The sequence below is a fragment of the Enterobacter cloacae complex sp. P17RS genome, assembly GCF_014895885.1.
Lineage (GTDB): Bacteria > Pseudomonadota > Gammaproteobacteria > Enterobacterales > Enterobacteriaceae > Enterobacter > Enterobacter bugandensis.
In genome coordinates this window covers 243,031-255,906 of the sequence record NZ_JADBQK010000010.1, presented here as the reverse complement: position 1 = coordinate 255,906, position 12,876 = coordinate 243,031, and the positions used below count along the sequence as shown (strand labels likewise).

The 12,876-nt window shown below is 55.2% G+C and carries 17 protein-coding genes; 12 read left to right on the top strand and 5 right to left on the bottom strand.

Annotated features, from left to right (window positions below; all coding sequences use genetic code 11):
• Positions 1 to 2 precede the first annotated feature (2 nt).
• Positions 3 to 419: a flagellar basal body rod protein FlgB gene (flgB, locus tag IM265_RS11325; RefSeq protein WP_008500815.1), complete on the bottom strand. Its 417-nt coding sequence runs from the start codon at positions 417 to 419 to the stop codon at positions 3 to 5.
• A gap of 157 nt (positions 420 to 576) precedes the next feature.
• Between flgB and flgA the strand changes: the two genes are divergently transcribed.
• The 3 genes from flgA to flgN all read left to right on the top strand — a co-directional run bounded on the left by flgA (position 577) and on the right by flgN (position 2,053).
• Positions 577 to 1,236, top strand: coding sequence for a flagellar basal body P-ring formation chaperone FlgA (gene flgA / locus IM265_RS11320; RefSeq protein WP_028012702.1), 660 nt, complete (start codon positions 577 to 579; stop codon positions 1,234 to 1,236).
• 93 nt (positions 1,237 to 1,329) lie between these two features.
• Positions 1,330 to 1,623: a flagellar biosynthesis anti-sigma factor FlgM gene (gene flgM / locus IM265_RS11315; RefSeq protein ID WP_014883360.1), complete on the top strand. Its 294-nt coding sequence runs from the start codon at positions 1,330 to 1,332 to the stop codon at positions 1,621 to 1,623.
• 4 nt (positions 1,624 to 1,627) lie between these two features.
• Positions 1,628 to 2,053: a flagella biosynthesis chaperone FlgN gene (flgN, locus tag IM265_RS11310; RefSeq protein WP_028012701.1), complete on the top strand. Its 426-nt coding sequence runs from the start codon at positions 1,628 to 1,630 to the stop codon at positions 2,051 to 2,053.
• A gap of 59 nt (positions 2,054 to 2,112) precedes the next feature.
• Here the strand turns inward: flgN and murJ are convergent, their stop codons facing one another.
• The 4 genes from murJ to rimJ form a co-directional block, all read right to left on the bottom strand.
• Positions 2,113 to 3,648, bottom strand: coding sequence for a murein biosynthesis integral membrane protein MurJ (gene murJ / locus IM265_RS11305; RefSeq protein WP_028012700.1), 1,536 nt, complete (start codon positions 3,646 to 3,648; stop codon positions 2,113 to 2,115).
• Between the two features lie 129 nt (positions 3,649 to 3,777).
• A complete protein-coding gene (locus IM265_RS11300) occupies positions 3,778 to 4,701 on the bottom strand; it encodes a Gfo/Idh/MocA family protein (protein WP_047368281.1) in 924 nt (307 codons plus the stop codon).
• 2 nt (positions 4,702 to 4,703) lie between these two features.
• Complete coding sequence (locus IM265_RS11295; protein WP_069732489.1) at positions 4,704 to 5,351, bottom strand: YceH family protein; 648 nt, start codon at positions 5,349 to 5,351, stop codon at positions 4,704 to 4,706.
• Positions 5,352 to 5,360: 9 nt separating this feature from the next.
• A complete protein-coding gene (gene rimJ / locus IM265_RS11290; protein ID WP_013097146.1) occupies positions 5,361 to 5,945 on the bottom strand; it encodes a ribosomal protein S5-alanine N-acetyltransferase in 585 nt (194 codons plus the stop codon).
• A 236-nt stretch (positions 5,946 to 6,181) separates the two neighbouring features.
• On the opposite strand from rimJ, the gene mdtH reads away from it, so the two are divergent.
• The 9 genes from mdtH to IM265_RS11245 all read left to right on the top strand — a co-directional run bounded on the left by mdtH (position 6,182) and on the right by IM265_RS11245 (position 12,868).
• On the top strand, positions 6,182 to 7,390 hold the full coding sequence (mdtH, locus tag IM265_RS11285) for a multidrug efflux MFS transporter MdtH (protein WP_193030993.1): 1,209 nt from the start codon (positions 6,182 to 6,184) through the stop codon (positions 7,388 to 7,390).
• A 123-nt stretch (positions 7,391 to 7,513) separates the two neighbouring features.
• Positions 7,514 to 8,074 carry a lipoprotein gene (locus IM265_RS11280; protein ID WP_028012696.1) on the top strand — a complete coding sequence of 187 codons (561 nt, stop codon included), beginning with the start codon at positions 7,514 to 7,516 and terminating at the stop codon, positions 8,072 to 8,074.
• A gap of 126 nt (positions 8,075 to 8,200) precedes the next feature.
• Positions 8,201 to 9,247 (top strand): dihydroorotase, encoded by a 1,047-nt coding sequence (pyrC, locus tag IM265_RS11275; RefSeq protein WP_028012695.1) that lies wholly within the window; start codon positions 8,201 to 8,203, stop codon positions 9,245 to 9,247.
• A gap of 74 nt (positions 9,248 to 9,321) precedes the next feature.
• A complete protein-coding gene (gene dinI / locus IM265_RS11270; RefSeq protein ID WP_028012694.1) occupies positions 9,322 to 9,567 on the top strand; it encodes a DNA damage-inducible protein I in 246 nt (81 codons plus the stop codon).
• Positions 9,568 to 9,839: 272 nt separating this feature from the next.
• On the top strand, positions 9,840 to 10,094 hold the full coding sequence (gene bssS, locus IM265_RS11265; protein ID WP_023299782.1) for a biofilm formation regulator BssS: 255 nt from the start codon (positions 9,840 to 9,842) through the stop codon (positions 10,092 to 10,094).
• Positions 10,095 to 10,210: 116 nt separating this feature from the next.
• Positions 10,211 to 11,329, top strand: coding sequence for an N-methyl-L-tryptophan oxidase (gene solA, locus IM265_RS11260; protein ID WP_193030991.1), 1,119 nt, complete (start codon positions 10,211 to 10,213; stop codon positions 11,327 to 11,329).
• Positions 11,330 to 11,389: 60 nt separating this feature from the next.
• Complete coding sequence (locus IM265_RS11255) at positions 11,390 to 11,503, top strand: YceO family protein (RefSeq protein WP_032644857.1); 114 nt, start codon at positions 11,390 to 11,392, stop codon at positions 11,501 to 11,503.
• A 218-nt stretch (positions 11,504 to 11,721) separates the two neighbouring features.
• Positions 11,722 to 12,288, top strand: coding sequence for a cytochrome b (locus IM265_RS11250; RefSeq protein WP_028012692.1), 567 nt, complete (start codon positions 11,722 to 11,724; stop codon positions 12,286 to 12,288).
• A gap of 1 nt (position 12,289) precedes the next feature.
• Entirely contained in the window at positions 12,290 to 12,868 is a 579-nt protein-coding gene (locus IM265_RS11245; RefSeq protein ID WP_028012691.1) for a YceI family protein, read from the top strand.
• Positions 12,869 to 12,876 lie beyond the last annotated feature (8 nt).

Genomic DNA, 12,876 nt, shown 5'->3' with positions numbered 1-12,876 from the left:
TATCAGTTGCCCCCCTGCAGGACGTTCATCATGCCTTTGATTTGTCCGCCGAGTACGGTCAGGCCCGTCTGGTATTTCAGGCTGTTATCGGCAAACTGCGTACGCTCCCGGTCCATATCCACGGTGTTACCGTCGAGTGAAGGCTGGTCAGGGATGCGATAAAGTAAATCGGTCGCTGGCGCGGTCATCGCCTGAGCGGGAATATGGCGAGAGGATGTCATGGCGAGTGCAACACCGGTTCCTTCGGCACGTCCACGCTCCATCACCTTTTTGAGCTCACTGGAAAAATCAATATCGCGCGCCTGATACCCGGGCGTATCGGCGTTAGCGATGTTGGCGGCTAAAATCTCCTGCCGCTGGGCGCGTAAATTGAGCGCTTCCTGCTGAAAACGTAACGCGGCGTCGAGTTTATCGAGCATGTCTCCTCCGCTGATGGCAAAATTTCAGTTCACAGCTTAAATCTCACCCGGTCTCCCCTATCGACGGAATAAGCACAAAATGCGTCGCTATTTATTCCGTTGATGCAAAACCACTGCAGGTAGAATTCATCCAACTCTGGAAACGGTGGAACTTGCGATGCAAACGTTAAAACGTGGCCTGATGGCAACTTTCTTGCTGTTTAGCCCTCTGGTGAATGCCGGGGATTTACAGGATGCGCTGACGAATTTTTTTGCCCAGAAGCTGGCGGGCTTTAGCGATGACGTTAACGTGACTATCCGCACGCCGCCGAATCTGTATCCGACCTGCGAGCAACCGTCATTCAGCGTGACGGGGACCACGAAGCTGTGGGGCAATGTGAACGTCCTGGCACGCTGCGCCAACGAAAAACGCTATTTACAGGTTGCAGTTCAGGCGACGGGCAATTATGTTGTCGCCGCCGTACCCATTGTGCGTGGCAGCGCACTGCAGGCAAACAGCGTGACGTTAAAGCGCGGGCGTCTGGATCAGCTCCCGCCGCGGACAATGCTGGACATTAACCAGGCACAGGACGCCGTCAGCCTGCGCGATGTCGCGCCGGGCCAGCCGATTCAGCTCTCCATGCTGCGCCAGGCGTGGCGTGTCAAAGCGGGACAGCAGGTGATGGTCGTTGCCAACGGAGACGGCTTTAGCATCAACAGTGAAGGGAAAGCGTTAAACAATGCCGCGGTAGCGCAAAACGCCCGCGTCAGAATGTCCTCAGGCCAGGTGGTGAGCGGAACCGTCGATTCTGATGGGAATATTCTGATTAACCTATAATCTTTTTAAAGATTTCGCGGCGCGTGCCGATAAATATTCCACTAATGATGATGTCAGGCGCAAACGCCGCGAACCCTCGATGAGGACAACACTATGAGCATTGATCGTACATCAGCCCTGAAGCCGGTAAGCGCTGTACAGCCTCGCGAAACGAACGACGCTACCCCTCAGAAAACGCGTCTGGAAAAACCGTCAACGTCTAACAGCACCAGCGTGACCCTGAGCGATGCCCAGGCAAAACTGATGCAGCCAGGCAGCAACGATATCAATATGGAACGTGTTGAAGCGCTGAAAACGGCTATTCGCAACGGTGAGCTGAAAATGGACACCAGCAAAATCGCTGATGCCCTGATTCAGGAAGCACAGAGTTTCTTACAGAGTAACTAACCGTATGAGTCGACTGTCAGAAATACTGGATCAAATGACGGTTGTCCTGAACGACCTGAAAACGGTAATGGACGCTGAACAGCAGCATCTCTCTTCCGGTCACATTAACGGCAGCGCGCTGCAGCGTATTACTGAAGATAAGAGTTCGCTGCTGGCCACGCTGGATTATCTGGAGCAGCAGCGCCGCGCCGAGCAGGACTCGAAGCGCAGCGCCAATGACGATATTGCCGAGCGCTGGCAGACCATTACTGAAAAAACCCAGCATCTGCGCGATCTCAACCAGCATAACGGCTGGCTGCTTGAAGGCCAGATAGAGCGTAATCAGCAGGCGCTTGAGGTGCTGAAGCCGCATAAAGAAACCGGACTGTACGGCGCGGATGGTCAGACGGCGACGGCACGTATTGCGGGTGTAAAAAAGATTTCGATTTGACGCGTAAGCGACAAATCTTGCAGTGGGGAGCACCCTGAGGTGAACTCCCCTTTTGGCGTTTATGCCGTCCGGCGGGTAAACTCTTTCACTTTGAAGCCCAGCACGGCGAGCGTGGCAAAATACGCTACCACCCCAACGCCCACCACGGCCATCAGCCGCATCAGACGATAAGGCATCGTGCCCAGAGACCACTCCGGCATGACGTACATCATCCCGATGAGTGCCGCAGACATCACCAGCACCGCCACGACCAAACGCACGAGGAAACTTGCCCACCCCGGCTGCGGCGTAAAGATATCCTGCTTGCGCAGCTGCCAGTAAAGCAGCCCGGCATTCAGACAGGCCGCCAGACCAATAGACAGCGACAGGCCGGCATGCTTCAGCGGGCCGATAAATGCCAGGTTCATCAGTTGCGTCATAATCAGCGTCACAATGGCAATTTTCACCGGCGTTTTAATGTCCTGACGTGAATAGAACCCTGGTGCCAGCACTTTGACGACAATCAGCCCCATCAATCCCACCGAGTAAGCGACCAGCGCGCGCTGGGTCATCGCGGCGTCAAACGCGGTGAATTTCCCGTACTGGAAAAGCGATACCGTCAGCGGCTTGGCGAGGATCCCCAGCGCTACCGCGCTTGGCAGGGCCAGCAGGAAGCAGAGACGCAGGCCCCAGTCCATCAGGCGGCAGTATTCGTCATGGTTGCCGCTGGCAAAGCTTTTCGACAGCGACGGCAGCAGGATGGTCCCCAGCGCCACGCCCAGCACGCCGGACGGGAACTCCATCAGGCGGTCAGCGTAGTACATCCACGAGACAGAACCCGACACCAGGAAAGAGGCAAAAATGGTGTTGATAATCAGCGAGATCTGGCTGACGGAGACGCCAAGAATGGCGGGCCCCATCTGCTTGATAACGCGCATCGCCCCGGCATCTTTCAGGTTGATACGCGGCAGCACCAGCATGCCGATTTTTTTCAGGTGCGGCAGCTGATACGCCAGCTGCAGCACGCCGCCCACGGTGACCGCCCAGGCCAGGGCCAGCACCGGCGGGTTGAAGTGCGGCGCGGCGAACAGCGCAAAACCGATCATGCTGACGTTGAGAAACGTCGGCGCAAACGCCGGAACGGAGAAGCGGTTCCAGGTGTTCAGGATCGCCCCCACCAGCGAGGCCAGCGAGATCAGCAGAATATAGGGGAAGGTAATGCGCAGAAGCTGCGAGGTCAGAGCAAATTTATCCGCCGTGTCGGCAAAGCCGGGCGCGGTCACCATAATGACCCAGGGCGCGGCCAGCATACCGACTACCGTCACCACGGCCAGCGCCAGCGTCAGCAACCCGGAGACATAAGAGACAAACACGCGCGTCGCGTCTTCACCCTGCTTGCTTTTATATTCCGCCAGAATGGGCACAAACGCCTGGGAGAACGCCCCTTCAGCAAAAATGCGACGCAGCAGGTTCGGCAGCTTGAACGCCACGAAAAAGGCGTCCGTTGCCATCCCTGCACCAAAGACCCTTGCCACAATGGCATCGCGCGCAAAACCGAGAACGCGAGAGAACATGGTCATCGAGCTGACGGCCGCCAGCGATTTTAATAAGTTCATTAACGTGAATTTCCAGAACCATACGGATTTATAGACCGGGAACGCATAAGCGCCACCCGGCAATGCCAACAAGCGGCGCTTAGTCTAACCCGATTTCAACGAATTACTATCCGCAGATGTTACAGCGAGTTATTCACTCATGGCCTCGCGCCAGAGCCGTTCCACAATGCGCTGAGCCAGAATGGCCTGCTCGCCGGACGTTTCAGGAACCGTCTGATTTTGCACGCAGGTGATAAAGTGGCGGGCACATCCAGCGAAACCTCGTTGCTCCAGAGTGCTTTGCCAGCCGGGTACCGGCTGCATCACCACGCCGCCGCCCTTCTCTTCCCGCCATTCACGCATGTCGGTAACGTCGTACAGCGCGCCGTCGGTTACCGCCTGCACGGATTCCCGCTGGCTGCCCGCGCGGCGGTGCATGCTGGTGGTGACCTGAAGATGCTCAACGGCAAAATGGTGTTCCGCATACACCATCTGCCCCTGTTCGTTGGTGACAAGAGTGCCGCTTTTCAGCAGGGCTTCGCCGTTAGTCAGCCACAGCGCGGTGTCCACCACGTGGAGGTAGTCATCGAGAAGGGTAAAGCGTAGATCGTTTGGACCCACGCTGTCGGTGCGGTGCTTATCCATGCGCAGCGAGGCCATATTGCCGGACTGCGCCTTCAGCTGCTGGTAAAGCGGCGCGAAGCGGCGGTTGAAACCGACCATCAGCGTCAGTTTTTTACGTGCCGCCAGCTCAATCAGCCGTTCGGCGTCCTGAACATTTTCCGCCAGCGGTTTATCCACGCAGACGTGAACCCCCGCATTGAGCAACTCGCTCACCACCTGATAGTGGGTTGCCGTTGAGGTATGCACAAAGACCGCATCGCACTCGCGGGCCAGATCCTGGAGCGATGCCGCATACGGGATACGCCAGGTTTCACAGATACGTTCTGCCTTTTCTCGGGTGGGTGACCATGCCCCTTGCAGCGTCCAGTCAGACGCAGCGCCCAATACGGGCAGCCAGGCTTTCTGTGCAATACCGCCCAGCCCCACCACGCCAATGCGTAATTTTTTCACCGTTAGTCTCCCAAATGTGCCAGCAGTGCATCCAGACGCTGTTTCAGCCCGGCCACCTCGTCTTCCAGCGCCTCTACGCGCGCGGCAAGGTCGTCACGGGTTGCAGGGCTCGATTCCGTCGCCACGCTTGCGGCGTCAACGTCGCCGCTGAAGAGATGCATGTAGCGGCTCTCACGTTTACCCGGCTCGCGCGCCAGGCGCACCACGTAAGGGCCATCCTCACGCGCGGCCAGCCCTTCCAGGGTCTGCTCGACTTCCTGCATGTCGCTGAACTCATGCATTCGGGAAGCGCGCGTTCGCAGTTCCCCCGGCGTTTGCGCCCCGCGCAGCAGCAGCGAGGTAATAACCGCCACTTCCGCGCTGTTCAGCTTCAGATCGCCAAATTCGGAGTTACAGAAGCGCTGCTCGTATTTGGTCACGCGGTTGCCGAAGCCGCTGACGGTGCGCAGATAGTGGCGCTTCACCAGCGCATCCAGCACGTCCTGAACCTCATGCTCGCTGAGATTCATCACCGGCTCGCGGTTGGTCTTCTGGTTGCAGGCCATGGTCACGGCATTAACAGAGAGCGGATACTGCTCCGGCGTGGTGACCTGTTTTTCGAGTAAGCACCCAATCACGCGCGCTTCCGTACCGTTTAGCTGATACTTCATCTTTTCTCCTTAACGACCTGCGGTCCAGTCACGGGTGGTTAATGCCGTCAGAACGTGGTCGCGCCACTCTCCGTCTATCAGCAGATAGTCTTTGGCATAACCCTCTTTCTCAAACCCTAAACGCGCCAGCAAATTCCCGCTGCGCTGATTATGCGGCATGTAGTTCGCCATAATGCGATGGATATGCTGCGTGCGTTGCATATAGCGGATGGCTACCGTTAACGCCTCGTACATCAGCCCCTGCCCCTGCCATTTCTGGCCGATGGAATAGCCAAGGTAGCAGGCGTGAAACGATCCCCGCACCACGTTTGAAAAATTGGCGATCCCGATAATCTCTTTCTCTTCTGGATCCAGCAGCGCGAAATAAAACGCGCTGCCCTGCTTATGAAATTCAGCGATCATGCTGAGGCGTGCCTGCCAGCCGGAGGGGTAACAATGGCTCTCATCCCGAACGGGTTCCCAGGGTTTTAAAAACTGGCGATTCTCGGCGTAATAATCCGCCAGACGCCAGGCATCACGCTCATGCACAAGACGAACGACCAGCCTGTCCGTTGTCAGACGCACTTTTGGCACATTACTGCGATAGCCAAACATCAATACCACTCCTTCCCGTCACTTCAGCTTACCCATTAGCTTTACTATACCTGCGCCCGTGCCGTCTGTGAAAACAGTGACATACCATTTTGACCTCTTTTCACATTTTTCGATGAGAACTCTCTATCAAAGCACCGTTTTGATAAAAAAATATTGTCGCGCCCGGGGGTGGGAAAAAACGCGGCGACACCGCAGAATGTTAGCGTGCTCACCTTCTTATTTTCCCTGGAGGGAAAATGTCCCGCGTATCACAGGCCAGGAGCCTGGGTAAATATTTCCTGCTCGTCGATAACATGCTGGTCGTGCTCGGCTTTTTTGTCGTGTTCCCCCTCATCTCGATCCGCTTTGTCGATCAAATGGGCTGGGCGGCATTAATGGTTGGGATTGCCCTGGGGCTACGCCAGTTTGTCCAGCAGGGTCTGGGCGTCTTTGGCGGGGCTATTGCCGACCGCTTTGGCGCTAAACCGATGATCGTGACCGGTATGCTGCTCCGCGCGGCAGGCTTTGCCACGATGGCGATCGCCCACGAGCCCTGGCTGCTGTGGTTCTCCTGCTTTCTCTCCGGCATCGGGGGCACCCTGTTTGACCCGCCACGCACCGCGCTGGTGGTAAAGCTGATTCGTCCTCAGCACCGCGGCCGTTTCTTCTCCATTCTGATGATGCAGGACAGCGCCGGGGCGGTTGTTGGCGCCCTGCTGGGCAGCTGGCTGCTGCAGTACGATTTCCGTCTGGTTTGCGCGGCCGGGGCGGTGCTGTTTATTCTGTGCGCCCTGTTTAACGGCCTCTACCTTCCGGCCTGGAAGCTGTCGACGGTAAAAGCCCCGGTGCGGGAGGGGCTAGGACGCGTCCTGCGCGACAGGCGTTTTGTCACCTACGTGTTGACCCTGACCGGCTATTACATGCTCGCCGTACAGGTGATGCTGATGTTGCCAATCATGGTGAACGATATTGCGGGCACGCCTGCTGCCGTAAAATGGATGTACGCCATTGAAGCCTGTCTGTCATTAACGCTGCTCTACCCGATTGCCCGCTGGAGTGAACGGCGTTTTCGCCTGGAGCATCGTCTGATGGCAGGGCTGTTTCTGATGACGCTGAGCATGATGCCGATCGGTCTGGTAAACACGCTTCAGCAGCTTTTTACGCTGATCTGCACCTTCTATATCGGCTCCATCATCGCCGAGCCCGCCCGCGAAACGCTGAGCGCCTCGCTTGCGGATGCGCGTGCGCGCGGCAGCTATATGGGCTTCAGCCGCCTGGGTCTGGCCTTTGGCGGTGCGCTGGGTTACGCCGGCGGCGGCTGGCTGTTCGATGCCGGCAAAGCGCTGAACCAGCCGGAACTCCCCTGGATGATGCTCGGCGTGGTGGGCGTCATGACGCTTCTCGCCCTGTGGTGGCAGTTCAGCCAGAATCGCAGCGCGAGCGGCATGCTGGAGCCTGGCGCGTAGCCTTTCCCTCGGGCGGGAGCCTCTCCCGCCCCACTTCTCAGTTTTTTCTGCTGGTTTCTGCCCATTCACGCTGACATACTGGCGTAACAGGACAGAAGCGCCGATTTTTCGTTGAGGAGCACTATGAAGAAAATTGTCTTAGCCGCGGCATTCGTTGTCAGCGGTCTGCTGGTGGGCTGTAACCAGCTTACGCAATATACCGTCAGTGAGCAGGAAATTAATCAGGCGCTGGAAAAACATAACAATTTCTCTAAAGACATTGGCGTGCCGGGGCTGGCCGATGCCCACATCGTGCTCACCAATCTCACCAGCCAGATTGGTCGCGAAGAGCCGAATAAAGTCACTCTCGCAGGCGATGCCGCGCTTGATATGACGTCCCTTTTTGGCAATCAGAAAGCCAACATCAAGCTCAAGCTGAAGGCGCTCCCCGTTTTCAACAAAGAGAAAGGGGCGATATTCCTGCAAGAGATGGAAGTGGTCGATGCGCAGGTTTCGCCGGACAAAATGGCGCCGGTACTGCAAACCCTGATGCCCTATCTGAACCAGTCGCTGCGAAACTACTTTAACCAGCAGCCGGCGTACGTCTTAAGCGAAGACAACAGCAAGGGTGAAGCCCTCGCGAAGAAATACGCAAAAGGGATAGAGGTGAAACCGGGAGAGATCGTTATTCCTTTCACCGATTAACCTGAAGGGCGCTGCGGCGCCCTTTTTTTTATGGAAAAGTGTGCAAACGAAAACGTTTCCGCTTATGATTTGTGTCCGGCAAAAACAGCCATCCTTATGACTGATTCCTGACAAGCCGGAGCTTCCATGACTGCACAACCCCAGGTTCTTAAAATCCGCCGCCCAGACGACTGGCATATCCATCTGCGCGATGGCGATATGCTGAAAACCGTCGTGCCCTATACCAGTGAAATTTATGGCCGCGCGATTGTCATGCCAAACCTGGTTCCGCCAGTCACCACCGTCGATGCCGCCATTGCCTACCGTCAGCGCATTCTGGATGCCGTTCCGGCGGGACATGATTTCACTCCATTGATGACCTGCTACCTGACCGATTCACTGGATCCGAACGAAGTGGAACGCGGGTTTAACGAAGGCGTATTTACGGCGGCGAAACTCTACCCGGCGAACGCCACCACCAACTCCAGCCACGGCGTCACCAGTATTGATGCCATCATGCCGGTGCTGGAGCGCATGCAGAAACTGGGCATGCCGCTGCTGGTACACGGTGAAGTAACGCATGCGGAGATTGACATCTTCGACCGTGAAGCCCGTTTTATCGAAACCGTGATGGAGCCCCTGCGCCAGCGCCTGCCGGCGCTTAAGGTGGTCTTTGAGCATATCACCACCAAAGACGCGGCAGAGTATGTTCGCGACGGTAACGAGCTGATCGCTGCGACCATCACCCCACAGCATCTGATGTTTAACCGTAACCATATGCTGGTGGGCGGAGTGCGCCCTCACCTGTACTGCCTGCCGATCCTCAAGCGCAACGTTCACCAGCAGGCGCTGCGCGAGCTGGTCGCCAGCGGATTCACGCGTGCGTTCCTGGGCACGGACTCCGCGCCTCACGCCCGCCATCGCAAAGAGGCAAGCTGCGGCTGCGCGGGCTGTTTCAACGCCCCAACGGCGCTTGCCAGCTACGCAACCGTATTTGAAGAGATGAACGCGCTGGAACATTTCGAAGCGTTCTGCTCCCTCAACGGCCCGCGCTTCTACGGCCTGCCGGTCAATGACACCTTCATTGAGCTGGAGCGCAAAGCGAGCCAGGTTGAGGAGTCTATCGCGCTGACGGATGACACGCTGATCCCCTTCCTGGCAGGTGAAACCGTAAGCTGGACGGTAAAACGCTAAAAAATCAACGCCCCTTGTTGTCAAACCGATAATATGCCTGTATAAATAAACAGTATATTACACAGGGGGCATTTATGCGTATTGAAGTCACCATAGCCAAAACTACCGTTCTGCCTGCCGGCGCGCTTGACGCTCTGGCAGGCGAATTATCCCGTCGTATTAACAACACCTTTCCCGACAACGCGGGCGCCGTAACGGTGCGTTACGCCGCAGCGAACAACCTCTCCGTCATGGGTGCCGCAAAAGAAGATAAAGATCGCATCAGCGAAATCCTGCAGGAAACGTGGGAAAGCGCAGACGACTGGTTCATAACCGATTAACACTGCTCCCTCATTGTGTTTTTTGCCGGGTCGCCCCGGCTTTTTTTTGCCTGTAATTTCGAAAGTTCAAATTAATTCAGCGTGTTCTTAAAAAATCGTGAACGAGATGGTGTTTTATTGTTCGAACAATCCTAAAAAGCAGAAAAATGTGTTGCTACCTGTTTATTTTTCCCGTTGGAACCCTTATTACTTGGTATACTGAAGAAGCTTTCAGAAAAACATGCATTGAACCTCAGAGCCGTTGTCTTCTAACACGCATTAAGGGGGTTATAATGGAAAAGAATAACGAAGTCATCCAGACCCATCCGCTTGTAGGCTGGGATATCAGTACCGTAGATAGCTACGATGCACTGATGCTGCGTTTGCACTACCAGACCCCAAATCAACTCAACCGTGACGAAGCGGAAGTGGGACAGACGCTGTGGCTAACAACAGACGTCGCCCGTCAGTTTATTTCTATTTTAGAGGCAGGCATTGCAAAAATAGAATCTGGCGACTATCAGGAAAATGAGTATAAACGGCACTAACCTTATGCCCACTTTTCACTCAACAGGCACCCTCGCGGTGCCTTATTTATTTCCCGCTTGTTTACGCCCGCGTTGTTAATTACTCTGCTAACAAACCGTAAGTTTACGAGATGCATATGAGATACGACTTAATCATTATTGGTAGCGGCTCCGTTGGATCGGCCGCCGGTTATTACGCAACGCAGGCAGGCCTGAAGGTCCTGATGATCGATAGCCATCTTCCGCCTCATGCGGAGGGCAGCCATCATGGCGATACCCGCCTTATCCGCCATGCGTATGGCGAAGGCGAGCGCTATGTCCCGCTGGTGCTTCGCGCCCAGACGCTGTGGGATGAACTGGCGAAACAGACTGAAGAGCGCATTTTCGAACGCACGGGGATCATCAACCTCGGTCCGGCCCGTTCAGAATTTCTCGCCAACGTCGAACGCAGCGCGAAAGCCTTTAATCTTGACGTAGAGAAGCTGGACGCGGCGGCCATTACCTCGCGCTGGCCTGAAATTACCGTCCCGGAGGATTATATCGGCCTCTTTGAAGCCAACTCCGGTGTACTGCACTGTGAAACGGCGATCAAAACCTGGGTCGATCTTGCCGCCAAAGCGGGCTGTGCGCAGCTGTTCAATTGCCCCGTAGAGGCCATCACGCATGATGCAAACGGCGTTACGGTGAAAACCGTAGACGGGGAATATTCGGCTTCCCGCCTGCTTATTAGCGCAGGAACCTGGGTTACCCGCCTGCTCCCGGACCTGCCGATCCAGCCGGTACGCAAGGTCTTCTCCTGGTTCCAGTCTGACGGGCGTTACAGCGCGCAAAATAAATTCCCGGCCTTTACCGGCGAGTTACCCAACGGCGATCAGTTCTACGGTTTCCCTTCCGAGAAGGACGCTCTCAAGATTGGAAAACACAACGGCGGGCAGGTCATCTCCTCACCTGAGGAGCGCAAGCCGTTTGGCGCCTGCCCGCAGGACGGCTCAGAAGCCTTCTCGTTCCTGCGCAATATTCTCCCGGGCGTCGGTGGCCTGCTTTATGGCGCGGCCTGCACCTATGACAACACGCCGGATGAAGACTTTATCATTGATACGCTGCCGGGACATGACAACACCCTGCTGATTACCGGGCTGAGTGGCCACGGCTTTAAGTTCGCTTCGGTGTTGGGTGAAATCGCCGCGCAGTTTGCCCAGGGTATCACGCCGCAGTTTGATCTGACCCCGTTCTCACTCTCGCGTTTTAACGGATAATCGGCCACGGGCTCCGGGGGTATCGGGGCCCGTTTTCTTCGTACTCAATTGTGGGGCGTTATGCGCAGGATAGTGGATTTCCTCATCAATAACATTCGCGAACACTTTATGCTCTACATCTTATTGTGGGCGCTGCTCGCTATCGTTGATGTTATTTACATTGTGTTTTATTGAAAGTGACAATTGACGTTAACTGACGTTACTTTATGTTTATTTAAGATTTTTTCTTCTGCCAAATACGTCTTGCACGAAGCCATTGAATTAATCTTGCCGTTTCTTTTCAAAATCGCTGAAATAAATAAAATAAAAATCAATAGTCAATTATTTCAGTTGCAATATCGCGCCTTCCCGTTCATTTTTACCTTTCGGTTAATTTGAAAATGGACATTCTGATGCAATTGCGTAACTCCTCCCGGCGCTACGGAATAATATCCATAAGTTTGCACTGGATATTTGCCATTGCCGTCTACGGTATGTTCGGACTTGGACTCTGGATGGTCACGCTCAGCTATTACGATGGCTGGTATCATCAGGCACCCGAGCTGCATAAAAGCATCGGGGTTCTGCTGATGCTGGGGCTGGTATTTCGCGCCATCTGGCGACATATTTCCCCACCGCCCGCGCCACTAAAGACATATGGAAAAATAACCCGCGTCAGCGCCGTTGCCGCGCATATTGCGCTCTACGCGCTGCTCTTCGCCATTCTGATCAGCGGCTATCTCATTTCAACGGCAGACGGCAAACCGATTAGCGTTTTTGGCCTGTTCGAGGTTCCGGCAACGCTCAGCGATGCCGGGGCTCAGGCCGATACGGCAGGCGTCGTTCACCTCTGGCTTGCCTGGAGCGTGGTGATCCTGTCCGTACTGCACGGGCTCGCCGCCCTTAAACACCATTTTATTGATAAAGACGATACGCTTAAGCGCATGCTTGGCCGCTCGTCAGTTGACTCTGGAGCATAAAATGAAAAAACACCTGCTGGGTATTGCCCTCGGTTCTCTGTTATTCACCACCGGTTCTGCCGTAGCGGCTGACTATAAAATTGATAAAGAGGGCCAGCACGCTTTCGTCAATTTCCGCATTCAGCACCTGGGATACAGCTGGCTGTACGGCACCTTTAAAGATTTCGACGGCACATTTACTTTTGACGAGAAAAATCCTGCGGCAGACAAAGTCAATGTGACCATTAATACGAACAGCGTCGACACGAACCATGCTGAGCGCGATAAACACCTGCGCAGCGCAGAGTTCCTCAACGTCACAAAATTCCCACAGGCCACCTTCACCTCCACGGAAGTTAAGAAAGACGGTGATAAATTGGCTATTACCGGGAATCTGACGCTGAATGGCGTAACCAAACCCGTTACTCTGGATGCGAAATTGATCGGTCAGGGCGACGATCCGTGGGGCGGAAAACGCGCAGGTTTTGAAGCGGCGGGTAAAATTCACCTGAAAGATTTTAATATCACAACGGATTTAGGCCCGGCGTCGCAGGACGTTGAGCTGGTTATTTCCGTTGAAGGTGTACAGCAGAAGTCGTAATAGATTCG